The 14,569-nt window shown below is 63.6% G+C and carries 13 protein-coding genes; 2 read left to right on the top strand and 11 right to left on the bottom strand.

Features of this window, described 5'->3' with window-relative positions; genetic code table 11:
* Positions 1 to 21: 21 nt before the first annotated feature.
* Complete coding sequence (locus HT051_RS14265; RefSeq protein ID WP_333502649.1) at positions 22 to 318, bottom strand: GIY-YIG nuclease family protein; 297 nt, start codon at positions 316 to 318, stop codon at positions 22 to 24.
* A gap of 213 nt (positions 319 to 531) precedes the next feature.
* Here HT051_RS14265 and argE point away from each other — a divergent pair, with 213 nt between their 5' ends.
* Entirely contained in the window at positions 532 to 1,692 is a 1,161-nt protein-coding gene (argE, locus tag HT051_RS14270) for an acetylornithine deacetylase (RefSeq protein ID WP_208454336.1), read from the top strand.
* Between the two features lie 304 nt (positions 1,693 to 1,996).
* Here argE and HT051_RS14275 read toward each other — a convergent pair whose 3' ends face one another.
* Genes HT051_RS14275 through HT051_RS14285 form a run of 3 tightly spaced genes read right to left on the bottom strand, consistent with a single transcriptional unit; the run spans position 1,997 to position 5,171 of the window.
* On the bottom strand, positions 1,997 to 2,950 hold the full coding sequence (locus HT051_RS14275) for an Hsp33 family molecular chaperone (protein WP_174542653.1): 954 nt from the start codon (positions 2,948 to 2,950) through the stop codon (positions 1,997 to 1,999).
* Complete coding sequence (argF, locus tag HT051_RS14280) at positions 2,950 to 3,939, bottom strand: ornithine carbamoyltransferase (RefSeq protein WP_174542654.1); 990 nt, start codon at positions 3,937 to 3,939, stop codon at positions 2,950 to 2,952. The genes HT051_RS14275 and argF overlap by 1 nt, the downstream gene beginning before the upstream one ends.
* A gap of 38 nt (positions 3,940 to 3,977) precedes the next feature.
* Positions 3,978 to 5,171: an aspartate aminotransferase family protein gene (locus HT051_RS14285; protein WP_174542655.1), complete on the bottom strand. Its 1,194-nt coding sequence runs from the start codon at positions 5,169 to 5,171 to the stop codon at positions 3,978 to 3,980.
* Positions 5,172 to 5,595: 424 nt separating this feature from the next.
* Here HT051_RS14285 and HT051_RS14290 point away from each other — a divergent pair, with 424 nt between their 5' ends.
* On the top strand, positions 5,596 to 6,108 hold the full coding sequence (locus HT051_RS14290; RefSeq protein WP_174542656.1) for a GcrA family cell cycle regulator: 513 nt from the start codon (positions 5,596 to 5,598) through the stop codon (positions 6,106 to 6,108).
* Positions 6,109 to 6,475: 367 nt separating this feature from the next.
* Here the strand turns inward: HT051_RS14290 and phoB are convergent, their stop codons facing one another.
* From phoB to HT051_RS14325, 7 genes are all read right to left on the bottom strand, one after another.
* Positions 6,476 to 7,189, bottom strand: coding sequence for a phosphate regulon transcriptional regulator PhoB (gene phoB / locus HT051_RS14295; RefSeq protein WP_174542657.1), 714 nt, complete (start codon positions 7,187 to 7,189; stop codon positions 6,476 to 6,478).
* 11 nt (positions 7,190 to 7,200) lie between these two features.
* Entirely contained in the window at positions 7,201 to 7,929 is a 729-nt protein-coding gene (gene phoU / locus HT051_RS14300) for a phosphate signaling complex protein PhoU (protein ID WP_174542658.1), read from the bottom strand.
* A gap of 29 nt (positions 7,930 to 7,958) precedes the next feature.
* A complete protein-coding gene (gene pstB, locus HT051_RS14305; protein ID WP_174543040.1) occupies positions 7,959 to 8,744 on the bottom strand; it encodes a phosphate ABC transporter ATP-binding protein PstB in 786 nt (261 codons plus the stop codon).
* Between the two features lie 78 nt (positions 8,745 to 8,822).
* Complete coding sequence (gene pstA, locus HT051_RS14310) at positions 8,823 to 10,136, bottom strand: phosphate ABC transporter permease PstA (protein ID WP_174542659.1); 1,314 nt, start codon at positions 10,134 to 10,136, stop codon at positions 8,823 to 8,825.
* Positions 10,136 to 11,617: a phosphate ABC transporter permease subunit PstC gene (pstC, locus tag HT051_RS14315; RefSeq protein ID WP_174542660.1), complete on the bottom strand. Its 1,482-nt coding sequence runs from the start codon at positions 11,615 to 11,617 to the stop codon at positions 10,136 to 10,138. Before pstC ends, pstA begins: the two co-directional genes overlap by 1 nt.
* 93 nt (positions 11,618 to 11,710) lie before the next feature.
* Complete coding sequence (locus tag HT051_RS14320) at positions 11,711 to 12,754, bottom strand: PstS family phosphate ABC transporter substrate-binding protein (protein ID WP_174542661.1); 1,044 nt, start codon at positions 12,752 to 12,754, stop codon at positions 11,711 to 11,713.
* A gap of 454 nt (positions 12,755 to 13,208) precedes the next feature.
* Positions 13,209 to 14,516, bottom strand: coding sequence for an ATP-binding protein (locus HT051_RS14325; protein ID WP_174542662.1), 1,308 nt, complete (start codon positions 14,514 to 14,516; stop codon positions 13,209 to 13,211).
* Positions 14,517 to 14,569 lie beyond the last annotated feature (53 nt).

The raw sequence follows: 14,569 nt of genomic DNA on the forward strand, positions 1-14,569 counted from the left end.
CTTGTCCCGGCCATCCACGTCTTACTGATTGATCTGTTCGAACAGGTCCGTCCACTCCGGATTCATGGCGAGGATCAGGCGCACCTTCCAGCTGCGCTGCCAGTACTTCATGTTGCTTTCTTTTTGGATCGCCGACTCGATGGTTTCATGGGGCTCGCACCAAACAAGGCGCTTTAACTCATAGCGCTTGGTGAAGCCTGGCGTGCGCGCCTCGCGGTGTTCCCAGATCCGACGCGCGAGGTCGTTCGTCACGCCCGTGTAAAGGATGCCATTCGGCTTATTCGTGACGATATAGACCCAGCCCCCAGTCATAGGCATCAATGATGCATTCGTGGATGGCCGGGACAAGCCCGGCCATGACGGCAGAGAGGCAATCTTCGGCCAGACGGACTCACGGCATCGCTTGTTTCAACACTCTCAATCCTTGCAAGAACATGTGCTAGAAGCCTCGCCAGACTCGCCCTCAGGATGAGGCGGGCGGAAAGCGTCCGCAGAGTGCGTATCGAGATGCTGCAATAGAGAGGCCCGCCCGTGCTGCAAACCCCGCCTGCCCCCTCGGAGCTGCTTGCCCAGCTCGTCGCCTATGACACGACCAGCGCGAAGTCGAACCTGCCGCTGATCGGCTTCGTGCGCGAATATCTGGAGGCGCATGGCGTACGCTCGCATCTGATCCCTTCCGAAGACGGGCATAAGGCGAGCCTGTTCGCCACCATCGGGCCAGAGGGCGTTGGCGGTATCGGACTTTCCGCCCATAGCGATTGCGTGCCGGTCGAGGGGCAAACTTGGACCTCCGATCCCTTCACCCTGACTTTACGCGACGGCAAGCTCTACGGGCGCGGGGCCTGCGACATGAAAGGCTTCCTGGCTTGCGTGCTGGCCTCGGTGCCTTCCTTCCAGAGCGCGGATCTGAAGGAGCCAATCCATATCCTCCTCTCCTATGACGAGGAGGTGGGCTGCGTCGGGGTGCGCCCGATGATCGCCAAGCTCGGCGACACGCTGCCCAAACCGCGCGCCGTCATCGTCGGCGAGCCGACCAGCATGCAGGTGATCGAGGCGCAAAAGCGCATCGACCTCTACCGCACGGTGGTGACCGGGCTGGAGGGCCACTCCAGCGCGCCGGACAAGGGGGTTAATGCGATTGCCTATGCGGCGGAGCTGGTGTTGGAACTGCAGCGCATCGCCGCCGAGGAGGCGAAGGTCACGCATGACGACCGCTTCGAGCCGCCTTATTCGACAGTCGGGATCGGGGTGATCGAAGGCGGCACCGCCTCCAACATCATCGCCAAGACCTGCGCGGTGGATTGGGAGGTGCGCAGCCTGCCGACGGCGGACCCGAACGCCATTCCGAGCAAGCTGATGGCCTATGCCGAAGAGCGGCTGCTGCCGCGGATGCGCGCGGTGTCGGAGCAATGCTCCATCGCCACGGAGCACGATCACGCGGTGATCGGCTTTCTCGCCGCGGCGGATTCGGACGCCGTGTCGCTGGGGCTGAAACTCACCGGCCATAACAAGCCGGGCACGGTGGCCTACGCCACCGAGGCGGGGCTGTTCGAGGCGGCGGGCTGCCCGACCGTGGTGTGCGGGCCCGGCGATATCGCCCAGGCCCATGCGGCGGATGAGTTCATCGCCGTCTCGCAGCTGGAAGGCTGCATGGCGCTGCTCGACCGGCTGAAGACGACGCTCTCGGCGTGAGGGCACGGCGTGCCCCCCTCCCTCTAAAAGGGGGAGGGTTGGGGTGGGGGTCAGACGACGGACCTCGGATCTTGAAACAGACCCCCCTCTAGCTCCCCCCTTTCAGGGGGGAGGATCCTGCTGTGCACAGCTCATCCCCTCTCCCTTGAAGCGAAAGAGCTAAGGTGGGGGGCGAGCCTCTGTGCTCAGGAAAAAGGATGGTGTTCATGGATCACCGGGACAAGCCCGGTGATGACGACAGACTATGGGGCGGATGCCATAGCTTCGTCGCCAGCCGGCGGGGCGGCGGAAAGCGGGCTTTCAACTACTCCGACGTGCCGCCGGCGAGATCGTCCGGATCGAAATTGTAGGTCTTGTTGCAGAACTCGCAGGTGACCTCGACCGCGCCGTCGACGGTCATCTCTTCGATTTCCTCATCGGAGAAGCTCTTCAAAAGCCCCTCCACCCGCTCGCGGGAGCAGCTGCAATAAGGGTCCAGCGGCAAGGGCTGGAAGGCGCGCACCCGCTCCTCGTGAAACAGGCGATAAAGCAGCCGCTCCGGGCCGAGGGTCGGATCCAGAAGCTCGTGATCTTCCACCGTCTCGGCCAGGGCCTTAGCGCGGTACCAGTCTTCTTCCTCTTCTGGCGTCGCGCCGCCGCCCTCTTCACCGCCCTCCTGAGTCAGCTTTTGCACCAGCAAGCCGCCGGCGCGCCAGGTCCAGCTCTTGTCGTCGCCGGGCTGATAATGCTTGGCGGTGACCAGGCGGAGGAAGGTGGGGAGCTGCTCCGACTGGCGGAAATAGGTATCCGCTGCGACGGTAAGGGACTCGCCGTCGAGCGCCACCACGCCCTGATAGCGCTCCATCTCCGGGCCGCGATCGATGGTCATGGCGAGATGGCCATGGCCAAGCAGCGCGCCAGGCTCCACATCGTCGTCCATCGCCGCCACCTGCTCCTCGTCGAAACGGGCATAGGCGCGAAGCTGGCCGGGGGTCTGATAGTCGGCGACCAGAAGATCGACCGCACCGTCGGTGGAGGCCTGCAGGATGAACTTGCCTTCGAATTTCAGGGCGGCGCCGAGCAGCGCAGCCAGCGCCACCGCTTCGCCCAGAAGCTTGGAGACCGGCTCGGGATAATCGTGGCGGGAGAGAATGTCATCCACGGTCGGGCCGAGCTTCACCACGCGGCCGACCACATGGGCCAGCTCGGCCTGGAACGGCAAAGCCAAATCGTCGTGGGGAATGACCAGCTCGGCCATCTGTTGCGATGGCCGGGCCATCAGCGTTCTCCCGCTTGTCCTTGTCCGGCGAGGCACCAGGCGAGGATCGCCTTTTGCGCGTGAAGCCGGTTTTCCGCCTCGTCCCAGACGACCGATTGGGGACCGTCGATCACTTCGGCCGTCACCTCGTCGCCGCGATGGGCGGGGAGGCAATGCATGAATATGGCGTCGGGCTTGGCGATTTTCATCAGCGACGGATTGACCTGGAAAGGGCGGAGCGCGGCGATGCGCTGTTCGGCGTCCTCATCGCCCATGGAAACCCAGACATCGGTGACGATGCAATCGGCGTCTTTCGCAGCCTCCTCCGGATCGGTGGTGAAGCTGACATCGGCGCTTTCGGCGTTCACGAAATCGATCAGCGCCTGCGAGGGGCCGAAAGCCTCCGGCGCGGCCAGCTTGAGCTTGAAGCCGAAGCGCGCCGCGGCATGGGCCCAGGAGACGGCAACGTTGTTGGCATCGCCGATCCAGGCGATCGTTTTGCCGGCGATCGGCCCCTTATGCTCCTCGAAGGTGAGGATATCGGCCATGATCTGGCAGGGATGCGACAGGGCGGTGAGGCCGTTGATCACCGGGATATCGGCATTCTCGGCGAGCTCGGTCAGCGTCTCGTGGGCGCCGCAGCGGAGCATGATGGCGTTCACATAGCGGGAGAGCACCTTGGCGGTGTCGGCAATGGTCTCGCCACGGCCAAGCTGCATGTCGCCGTGATTGAGGATCGTGGCCGTACCGCCGAGCTCCTGGATCCCGACCTCGAAGGAGACGCGGGTCCGGGTGGAGGGCTTCTCGAAAATCATTGCCAGGCGGGCATTGGGGCAGCGCTCGCGGCCATCGGCCAGCGTCCCCCTCGCCTGCTTCATGGCAAGCGCATCGTCGAGAATGGCCCGCAAGGTGGCGGGCGGCAGGCTATCGATATCGAGGAAATGGCGCGGGCCCTGGACGGACTGATCCTCAGTCGTCGGCGAGGTCGGCGCAGGTGTTGCTTTCTGCATGGGTCTTCAATCTGACCGTTCGGTTTTTCGGAGCCGGGCTAGGCCTCGGCCGGCACCGACGGCGCGAGCGCAGCGCAGGCGGCTTCGATCTTCTCGCATGCCTGATCGATCTCGGTTTCCCCGATGATCAGCGGCGGAAGCAGGCGCACCACGTTGTCGCCGGCTTGGACGGTCAGGAGCCTTTCTTCAATGAGTGATTTTACCAGCGCAAGATTAGAGACCGATGACGTGCACTTCAGGCCCAGCATCAGGCCCTGGCCGCGCACCTCCTCGATCACTTGCGGATATTCGTCCTTGATGGCCGCGAGGCGCTGCTTGAAGCGCAGCGAGATCTCGCAGACGCGGGGCAGGAAATCCGGCTCGAGCATCACGTCGAGCACGGCATTGCCCACCGCCATGGCGAGCGGGTTGCCGCCGAAGGTGGAGCCGTGCGTGCCGGGCGTCATGCCGGTGGCCGCCTCGTCGGTGGCAAGGCAAGCCGCGACGGGGAAGCCGCCGCCGAGCCCCTTGGCCAGCCCCATAATGTCCGGCGTAACGCCGGCCCATTGATGGGCGAACAGCTTGCCGGTCCGGCCCATGCCGCTTTGCACCTCGTCGTAGATCAGCAACAGGCCGTGCTCGTCGCAGAGGTCCCGCAGTTCGTGCAGGAAGCGATGGGTGACGTCGCGCAGGCCGCCCTCGCCAAGGATCGGCTCGATGATGATGCCGGCGGTCTCCTCGGTGATGGCGGCTTTCACCGCATCGAGATCGTGCAGTGGCACATGGTCGAAGCCGGGCATGGGCGGGCCGAAACCTTCAAGATGCTTCTGCTGACCGCCGGCGGCGATGGTGGCAAGCGTCCGGCCGTGGAAGGCGCCTTCGAACGCGATCAACCGGTAGCGCTCCGGGTTGCCTGTGGCGAAGTGATAGCGCCGCGCGGTCTTGATGGCGCATTCCATCGCCTCGGCACCGGAATTGGCGAAGAACACCTTGTCGGCGAAGCTCGCCTGGCACAGCCGTTCGGCCAGCCGCTCCTGGGCCGGAATTTGGTAAAGATTGGAAAGGTGCCACAGGCGCTGCGCCTGATCGGTCAAGGCCTCCACCAGATGGGGATGGCAATGGCCGAGCGCCGTCACCGCGATGCCGGAGCCGAAGTCCAGATAGCGCTCGTCGTTCTCGTCAATGAGCCAGGCACCTTCGCCGCGCGCGAAGGTTAATTCGTTACGGGCGTAGGTCGGAAATAGGGCCGACATCGGCTTTCCCCAGGGTGGTCTGTGTCCCTGAAACAAAACTGCCGCCAAACCGGCGGCAGCAAGGAAAAATAGAGCTTTAGGTCGGTGCACAGCGCCTGTCAATCGGCCCCCGTGCACAGGCTTTCCAGCGGTTTGTCTTAGGCCGAATCGAAGTTGTCCCCGGGGAATGGTTAAGGAAGGTTTGTGTTCCGGCCGCCGTGGTGGCAAAATTTGGCATCTTCGGTGGAAAACGCGGATTTCAAGCACGGCGGACGCTTGCCGCAAGAATCCGGAGCTAGTAGGGTAGTAACCGCTCGGCCACAAGATGTTGCGGTGTACGCGCAAGATCTGAGCGGTCCATCTCACATGTAGACCAGAGTTTTACTTCAGCCGTTTTTGCGGCCGGGGGCGGATTCTGAGTCCGAAAGAATACGAGGAGGCATTCATGGCTTGGAATGAAGAAAGGGTGGAGCTTCTGAAGAAGCTCTGGGCCGATGGGTTGAGCGCAAGTCAGATCGCAGGGAGGCTCGGCGGGGTCACCCGCAATGCGGTGATCGGCAAGGTGCATCGTCTGGGGCTTTCGGGACGGGCGACCACGTCGCGCTCTTCGGCGCCGCGAGTGCGCCGGACCCATACGCCCCGGCCTCAGCGGCAGCCGCAGGTGGTCTATGCCACGCGGGGCGCGACTGCACTGAAGCCGAGCTTCGAGGAAGAGGAAGAGGTCCAGGTCGCTCCGGCTCCCGCGGTGGAAGAGCTGGTGATCCCGCTGCATGAGCGGGCGACGATCTTGGACCTGAAAGAGAACATGTGCCGCTGGCCGATCGGCGATCCGGGGGAAGAGGGTTTCCATTTCTGCGGACGCAAGAGCCCGGTGGGCGTGCCCTATTGCGAACATCACGCGCGCATGGCCTATCAGCCCGTGCAGCGCCGCCGGGATAAGCGCTCAGCGACCGGTTAGAGGGACGGCTGGGCCGCCTGAGGCGAGCCCGGTCAAAAAAGCGGGGAACGAGAAGGCGCCACCTTAACGGGGGCGCCTTCTTTTTTGTTTGCGCTACCGGCCTCCGGCCTACTTGAGCGCTTGATTGGTGCGCTACCGGCCTACTTGAGCGCTTAATAAGACGGAAGCGATTTAGGGCACAGTCCTTGCCCTTCCGGGGGCGTCATGCCCGGCACTCGGGTCCAGCTTTGCTGGCCCGAGCACATGCCTTGTGCCGGGCATCCATGAACACAGCGGTCGCTGCTCAGACGCGGCGTTCGTGACACCCAAGTCAGATACGGCTGAAGCGCGCCATAAGACGTGGGGCGCCGGAACAGGATGCCGACGCTTAAGCGTCTTCGGTGAGGGCGTCGGAGAAGGCATAGCCGGCGCCGCGCACGGTGCGCACCGGATCGGCCTCGCTGCCGTTCATCATCGCCTTGCGCAGCCGCCCGATATGAACGTCCACGGTGCGCTCGTCGACATAGACATTGCGACCCCAGACGCCGTCGAGAAGCTGGGCCCGGCTGAACACCCGACCCGGGCTCTGCATCAGGAATTCCAGCAGGCGAAACTCGGTCGGGCCGAGATGAATGGCGCGGCCGTTGCGGCTCACCCGGTGGGAGACGCGGTCGAGCTCGATATCGCCGACGCTCAAGACGGAAGCGATACGCTCCGGATTGGTGCGGCGCAGGATCGCCTGCACCCGCGCCATCAGCTCGGGCACCGAGAACGGCTTCACCACATAATCGTCGGCCCCGATGGTGAGGCCGCGGATGCGATCGGTCTCCTCGCTGCGCGCGGTGAGCAGGATGATCGGGATGTTGCGGGACTCGCGCCCTGCCCGCAGGCGGCGGCACAGCTCCAGCCCGGAAAGCCCCGGGAGCATCCAGTCGAGAATGATCAGATCGGGCACGCTTTCGGCGACGGTCAGTTCCGCCTCGTCGCCCCGATAGACCACATCGACGGTGTGGCCGGCGGCCTCCAGATTGTAACGCAGGAGGAGCGCCAACGGCTCCTCATCCTCGACCACGAGGACCTTTGCACCTGCTCCGTTCGTCATCTTCACCTCGCTCAGCTAGCCGACCTTTGCAACGGCAAGGGCGTGCTGCTCGTCTTGTCGCCCTTGGGACGCTCATCGGAGATGGGCGTGCCATGGACCAGGAAGTAGACCGTCTCGGCAATATTGGTGGCGTGGTCGCCGACCCGCTCGATATTCTTGGCACCGAACAGAAGATGGGTGCAGAGCCCGATATTGCGCGGATCCTCCATCATGTAGGTGAGGAGCTCGCGGAACAGCGAGTTGTACATGGAGTCGATATCTTCGTCCTTGTACCAAACCTTCAGGGCCCGGTCGGCGTCGCGCTCGACGAAAGCGTCCAGCACCTCTTTGAGCTGCTCCAGGGCCAGATCGCCCATATGGCGCAGGCCGAGCATGAGCTGCTTGGGCTGCTGCTCCTCGACGACGGCCAGGGCGCGCTTGGCGATGTTCTTACCGAGATCGCCGATGCGCTCCAGATCGGAGGAGATGCGCAAGGCGGCCATGATCTGGCGCAGATCGTAGGCCAGCGGCTGGCGCCGGGCGATCATGGTGACCGCCTGCTCCTCGATCTCCTTCTCCAGGAGGTCGATGGATTCATCGAGTTGAATGGTATCGCCGGCGAGCTCGGGATCGCGCGCCTGCAAGGCGTCGATCGACTGCCCGAGAACCTGCTCGGCAAGGCCGCCCATCTTGGCGATCTTATTGTTCAGCGTGGAAAGCTCCTCTTCGTAGGAGCTGACGATGTGTTCGTGTTCGTCCATGGAGCGCTCTCCTGATAGCCGCCTGTCGCTTAGCCGAAGCGGCCCGTGATGTAATCTTGGGTGCGGACGTCAACCGGGTTGGTGAACATCTTGGTGGTGTCGTCCACTTCGACGAGATTGCCGAGGTGGAAGAAGGCGGTGCGCTCGGAGACGCGGGCCGCTTGCTGCATCGAGTGGGTGACGATCACGATGCAGAGATTGCTCTTCAGCTCGTCCATCAAGGTCTCGATGCGCGCGGTGGCGATCGGATCCAGCGCCGAGCACGGCTCGTCCATCAAGAGAACCTCGGGGCTCACCGAGATGGCGCGGGCGATGCAAAGCCGCTGCTGCTGGCCGCCGGAAAGACCGGTGCCCGGCTCGTCGAGACGATCCTTCACCTCTTCGAACAGGCCGGCGCGGGTCAGGCTCTGCACCACGATCTCCTCAAGGTCGGTCTTGGAGCGGGCGAGGCCGTGAATGCGCGGCCCGTAGGCGACATTCTCGAAGATGGATTTGGGGAACGGGTTCGGCTTTTGGAAGACCATGCCGACGCGGGCGCGAAGCTGCACCGGATCGACGTCGGAGGCGTAGATATCCTTGCCGTCGAGACGGATATCGCCCTTGATCTTCACCCCGTCGATGACGTCGTTCATGCGATCGAGGCAGCGCAGAAAGGTCGACTTGCCGCAACCGGACGGCCCGATCAGGGCGGTCACCGAATTGTCGAAGACATCGAGCGAGACGTCGTAGAGCGCCTGCTTCTCGCCGTACCAAAGATTGACGTCCTTGGCGGCCATTTTCAGGACGCGTTTGTCCTCCGGGAGAGCGCCCGGCATCTGCTCCGGCTCGACCGGCGGCTGTACGCGCGTGGCTTGCGCTTCTTCCAACTTAGCCTCCATTACCCTATCCCCTCTCTACCACTTACGCTCGAATTTGTGGCGTAGATAAACTGCAGCACTGTTCATGATGATCAGGAAGGCGAGCAGCACCATGGTGGCGCCCGCGGTCCGTTCGATAAAGCCGCGCTCGGCCGCCGTCGCCCACATGTAGATCTGGACCGGCAGGGCGGTGGCGGGCTCCAGCGGATTGGTCGGGTAGTCGGCCACGAACGCGACCATGCCGATCATCAGAAGCGGCGCGGTTTCGCCGAGCGCCTGGACCAGGCCGATGATGGTGCCGGTCAGCACGCCGGGCAGCGCCAGCGGCAGGACATGATGCAGAATGACCTGATGCTTCGAGGCGCCGACGCCCATGGCGCCTTGGCGGATCGACGGCGGCACGGCGCGGAGCGCGGCGCGGGTGGCGATGATGATCGTCGGCAAGGTCATTAGCGACAGCACCAGACCGCCGACCAGCGGCGCGGAGCGCGGCAGGCCGAAGAAGTTGATAAACACCGCCAGGCCCAACAGACCGAACACGATGGAGGGCACCGCGGCGAGGTTGTTGATGTTCACCTCGATGACGTCCGACAGCCGGTTCTTGGGCGCGAACTCCTCCAGATAGACGGCGGCGGCGACGGCCAGCGGCACGGCGAGCAAGATCACCGTCAGCATCATGAAGAAGGAGCCGATCAGCGCCACGCCGAGACCGGCGGTCTCCGGATAGCTCGAGGCGCCGTTGACGAAGAGGCCGGTATTGAACCGCTTCTTCATCATCCCCTCGTCGACCATTTGATCGACCCACTTGACCTGCTGATCGCTGATTCCGCGGCGGGCCTCCGGAATGTCGCGGTCGATGGAGCCTTTCAGCAGCGCATCGACATCGTCGGCGGCGAGCAGCCAAACTTCGCGATGCTTCCCGATCACCGACGGATCGTTCATCACGATATCGCGCAGCTGCACGTCGACGCCGCGGGAGAGCAGCTTATTGGCGGCGAAGCGCTCCTTGCGCTCGTCGGTGTTGACGTCCAGCACCTTGTAGAGCGCGGTGCGGGCCAGCTTGGTGTAGTCGGCGCGCATCAGCTCGTCCTGGTCGACCGGATTGCTGCCCGACGGGTTGACGATCGCCGGATCGAAATAGACATCCAGATGCGCCGAGGTCTGCAGGAAGGCGGTCCAGCCCTTGCCGATGATGGATCCGAATAGGAACACCAGGAAGGCCAAGGCGAACAGCAGGGCGAAGATGCCGTACCAACGGAACCGGCGCTCGGCGGCGTGCCGCTTGGCGAGCCGCTTGTGGCTCTCATTGGCGACGCTGATGCCTGGGAGGATCCCCGCTTGATCGGTCATTAGTCGTACTGCTCCCGGTATTTGCGGACGATGTAGAGGGCGTAGACGTTCAGCCCCAAGGTGATGACGAACAGGGTGAGACCGAGCGCGAAGGCGACCAGGGTCTGCGGGCTGTTGAACTCAAGGTCGCCGGTGAGCTGGCTGACGATCTTCACCGTGACGGTGGTCACCGGCTCCAGCGGGTTGAGGGTCAGGTTGGCGGCGATACCGGCGGCGAGCACCACGATCATGGTCTCGCCGATGGCGCGCGAGGCGGCCAGCAGCACCGCGCCGACGATGCCCGGCAAGGCGGCCGGCAGAATGACCTTCTTGATGGTCTCGGACTGGGTGGCGCCGAGCCCGTAAGAGCCTTGGCGCAGAGATTGCGGCACCGCGTTGATGATGTCGTCGGAGAGCGAGGACACGAAGGGGATGATCATCACCCCCATGACGATGCCGGCGGTCAACACGCTCGAGGCGGAGACGTCGATACCGATGGCGGCGCCCATATCCCGCAGGAACGGGCCGAAGGTGATCAGAGCGAAGAAGCCGTAAACGATGGTCGGGATGCCCGCGAGGATCTCCAGCACCGGCTTGGAGAAGGTGCGCACCTTGGTGTTGGCGTATTCCGACATGTAGATGGCGGCGAACAGCCCCACCGGCACGGCGACGAGAAGCGCGACCAGCGAGATGAAGGTGGTGCCCCAGAGCAGCGGCAGCAAACCGAACTGTCCGCTGGAGTCGGGACCGGCGCCAGCGGCGGAGAAGCGCGGATCCCAGACCGTTCCGAAGAAGAAGTCGGCCGGCGGCACGAGCTGGAAGAAGTGGATGGTTTCGAACAGAACCGAAAGCACGATGCCCAGCGTGGTGAGCACGGCAACGGTGGAAGCGGCGAGAAGCCCCGCCTGCATGACGTGCTCGACGATGTTGCGGGCGCGCAGCTTGGGCCGGATGCGCAAGTAACCCCAGGCGAAACAACCGATGGCCAGGCCGAAGCAGACGATGGGCAGGAGGATACGGCTCAGCTCGCGCTTGCTGGCATATTCGTCGGCCGCGCGAAGCAGATAGGGTTCGGGGTTGGAGCCGAGAATGACGTGATGTTTGGACAGGACGTCGCGCGCATCTTGGGTGGTGACGAAGCCGTAACCGGCCTTGCGCACGGTCTCGTATTCCTGGGGGCTGAGCTTGGGCAGGCCTTCGGCGATGCTGTCGACCACGTTCATGGTCAGGGATTTTTGCGCCTCGGAGCTATCCAGCACCGATTGCGGCATCTCCTGCATGGCGATGTATTGCAGCACCGGGCGCTCGGCGGCGGACCAGACGGCCAGCACCAGGAGCGCCGGCAAGACGGTCCAAATGGCGAGATAAGCGCCATGGTAGGATGGGCGGGAGTGAAGGATCCGGCTATCGCCTTCGGAGACGGCGTTGGATCGGTAGTTCCCGACGAAATAGGCGACGACTGCCGCTATCAAAAGGAACGCTAGGATTGCCAGACTGGACACGGTCGCCTCTTTGAAATTTTGCCCCGCAGGTGGGGAAGCGGATGACGCCAGAGGGACATCCGCCTCCCCGAATTCTCGAAGACCGAAGCGGTCTTACATGCTGAGGATCTTGCCCTCTTTGACTTCCTCGCGGAGAGCCTCAGCCTCGTCCTCCGGCAGCGGCACCAGGCCGTACTCGGCGAGCGGGCCGTCCGGGCCGATCATCTTGTCGCTGACGAAGTACTCGACGTACTCCTTCAGGCCCGGGATGACGTCCATGTGGTCCTTCTTCACGTAGAAGAAGAGCGGACGGGACACCGGATACTCACCCGAAGCGATGGTCGGGACAGACGGGGTGACGCCGCTCATGGTGGCGACCTTCAGCTTGTCGGTGTTGTTCTCGTAGAAGGAGAGACCGAACACGCCGATGCCTTCCGGATTGGACTGCAGGCGGGCCAGGGTCTCGGTGTAGTCGCCGTCGATGTCGACCGCGGCACCGTCCTTACGGACCTTGATGCAGGCATCTTCCACCGCATCCTCGTCCATGCCGGACTCTTCAAGCGCCTTCATGCCGCCGGAAGCCTCGCAGCCCTTGGCCAGGACCTTCTCCTCGAACACTTCGCGGGTGCCGTGCTTCTCGCCCGGGATGTAAGCGGCGATCTTCCAATCCGGCAGATCGGCGTTCACGTCTTTCCAGGTCTTGTTCGGGTTCTTGACCATCTTGCCGTCGACCGGAACCTGCTCAGCGAGAGCGAGGTAGAGATCCTTCGGCTCCAGAGCCAGGTCGGGGCCGTCGGCGGTGCTGGCGAAGACGATACCGTCATAGCCGAAGCGAACCTGCATGATGTTCTTCACACCGGCTTCGGAGCAGGCCTTGATTTCCTTGTCCTTGATCGGACGGGAAGCGTCGGCGATGTCGATGGTGTTCTCGCCGAGGCCCTGGCAGAACTGCTTCAGGCCAGCGGAGGAACCGCCGGACTCGACGACCGGGGTCGGGTATTTGGAGTAGGACTTACCGAAATCCTCGGCCACGATCTGCGCGTAGGGCAGAACGGTCGAGGAGCCAGCGATCTGAATCTGGTCACGCGCCAGCGCCGGGCCGGCCGTGCACAGCGCGGCAACAGCGAGCGAAGCCGCCGCAATAGAGATCTTTTTCACTTGTAGCTCTCCCTTGTTTGGATCTGAGCCGCCGTTAGCGCAGCATCACGCCGTCAGCTCGCGGGCAAGCTAGCCCTGAGCCTTAATCCTTTTATGACAGCGATGATTCGTCTTTGTGACAGGCAAACTCACTGATTTTACTAAGGTTTCTTCCAGCCTGGCTGTGGACTATCGGTTTTGCCGGCGCTTTCCGCGGGCCGCTCGTCTGACGGTGCCAATGCCACCCAGCGCAATCCTTTTCCGTCCGCTCCCATCGAGGCCGCACCGGTTGCGAAACCGCTTCCGCGCGCGGCACCCCGTTTCGAGCTGCAAGGCCGGGCTCTGCCCGGCTCTTTCGGTTTATGTCACTTATGTGACGTTTCGATAACAGTGCTGGGAGGGGGTCGGAGGCCCCTGTGGAGACAGGGGATAACTGGCGCGAATACGGGAAACGCGCCCGCGCGGAAGCCTGGTGTTATTCGGCGGCTTCGGGGGTCGCGTCGAGCGCGCCTTCGGGCCTTTCGGCGGCGTCGAACAGCACAGTGAAGCTGGAGCCTTCGCCCGGCTTGGAAGAGATCGCCAGCTCGCCACGGTGGCGGTTGACGATATGCTTGACGATGGCGAGGCCCAGCCCGGTGCCGCCGCTTTCCCGGCTATAGGCCACATCCACCCGGTAAAAGCGCTCGGTCAGGCGGGGCAGATGCTCCGCCGAGATGCCCTGACCATTGTCGACGACGGAGATGGAGTAGCGGCCGTTGCCGCGGCCATTGGGCTGGATATACCGGGTTTCGATCTTCACCACGCCTTCCTTGCCGCCATATTTGAAGGCGTTCTGGATCAGATTCTGCAACACCTGAACCAGCCCGTCGCGATCGCCGCGAATCAGGGCCGGGCTGGGGAAACGCTGAACTTCCAGGGTGGCGTTGTGCTCCTGGGCCAGCGGCTCCACCGCATCGCGCACATGATCGATCACCACGTTGAGATCGACGAGATTGCTCGGCGGCACGTGCACGTTCATCTCCGCCCGGCTCAGCGAAAGAAGCTGGTCGATCAGGCGGGTCATGCGGGCGGCCTGCTCGGCCATCACCTTCAAGAACCGCTCGCGGGCGCCGGAATCGTCCTTGGCGCTGAGCTGCAAGGTCTCGATGAAACCGCGCAAAGAGGCTAGCGGGGTGCGCAGCTCGTGGCTGGCATTGGCCACGAAATCGGCGCGCATCTGGTTGATGCGCTCAAGCTCGGTGAGGTCGCGCAGCAGAACCAGAATGCTGGGCACACGCTCATTGGGACGGGCAAGCGGCGCCACGGTGACCGACATGCGCCGCCCGACGGGCACGCGCTCGGCATAGGTCACGGTGATCGGGCGGCCGCGCTCGGGCGCATCGGACAGCGCATCGAGAAAGGCCGGATTGCGGATCACCGAGGAGATATGGCCGCCCTCGCGCAGCGAAGCGAAGGCATTCTGGGCGGCGGGATTGAAGAACAGCACATGGCCGGCCCGATTGAGCAAAATCGCCGGATCGGGGAAGGCTTCCACCACCAGACGCATGGAAACGTCGGCGTTGGATTTCTGGATCGGGCGCCGGCGCCTATCCTTTTGCTCGATACGGGTGGGCAGGTTGCGCGGTGCCGCCAGCACGCAGGCGATGAAAATCAGGAAGCTGGCAAAGCCATACGCCGCCGGCACGCCGGTGAATGCCACCAGCGTCGACAAAATCAGCGCCACGGCCAGAATCAGCCAAAACGCTGCCCTGAGCCTCGCACCTAGATCGTAAAAGCTGTCCATTCGGCGATACCTAGCATGTTCTGCACGCTGTAAAGGCGTCGATCCGCAACCCC

Origin of the sequence: Methyloligella sp. GL2, from assembly GCF_013341275.1 — a bacterium.
In the GTDB taxonomy this organism is placed as follows: domain Bacteria; phylum Pseudomonadota; class Alphaproteobacteria; order Rhizobiales; family Methyloligellaceae; genus Methyloligella.

What these genes read in the sequence shown, in the direction of transcription:
- HT051_RS14325 (WP_174542662.1), bottom strand. Translation starts at nt 14,516, where the DNA reads ATGGACAGCTTTTACGATCTAGGTGCGAGGCTCAGGGCAGCGTTTTGG.
- HT051_RS14265 (WP_333502649.1), bottom strand. Translation starts at nt 318, where the DNA reads ATGCCTATGACTGGGGGCTGGGTCTATATCGTCACGAATAAGCCGAAT.
- pstB (WP_174543040.1), bottom strand. Translation starts at nt 8,744, where the DNA reads ATGCCGGGCGCTCTCCCGGAGGACAAACGCGTCCTGAAAATGGCCGCC.
- pstA (WP_174542659.1), bottom strand. Translation starts at nt 10,136, where the DNA reads ATGACCGATCAAGCGGGGATCCTCCCAGGCATCAGCGTCGCCAATGAG.
- phoB (WP_174542657.1), bottom strand. Translation starts at nt 7,189, where the DNA reads ATGACGAACGGAGCAGGTGCAAAGGTCCTCGTGGTCGAGGATGAGGAG.
- phoU (WP_174542658.1), bottom strand. Translation starts at nt 7,929, where the DNA reads ATGGACGAACACGAACACATCGTCAGCTCCTACGAAGAGGAGCTTTCC.
- argF (WP_174542654.1), bottom strand. Translation starts at nt 3,939, where the DNA reads ATGCAGAAAGCAACACCTGCGCCGACCTCGCCGACGACTGAGGATCAG.
- HT051_RS14290 (WP_174542656.1), top strand. Translation starts at nt 5,596, where the DNA reads ATGGCTTGGAATGAAGAAAGGGTGGAGCTTCTGAAGAAGCTCTGGGCC.
- HT051_RS14275 (WP_174542653.1), bottom strand. Translation starts at nt 2,950, where the DNA reads ATGGCCCGGCCATCGCAACAGATGGCCGAGCTGGTCATTCCCCACGAC.
- HT051_RS14285 (WP_174542655.1), bottom strand. Translation starts at nt 5,171, where the DNA reads ATGTCGGCCCTATTTCCGACCTACGCCCGTAACGAATTAACCTTCGCG.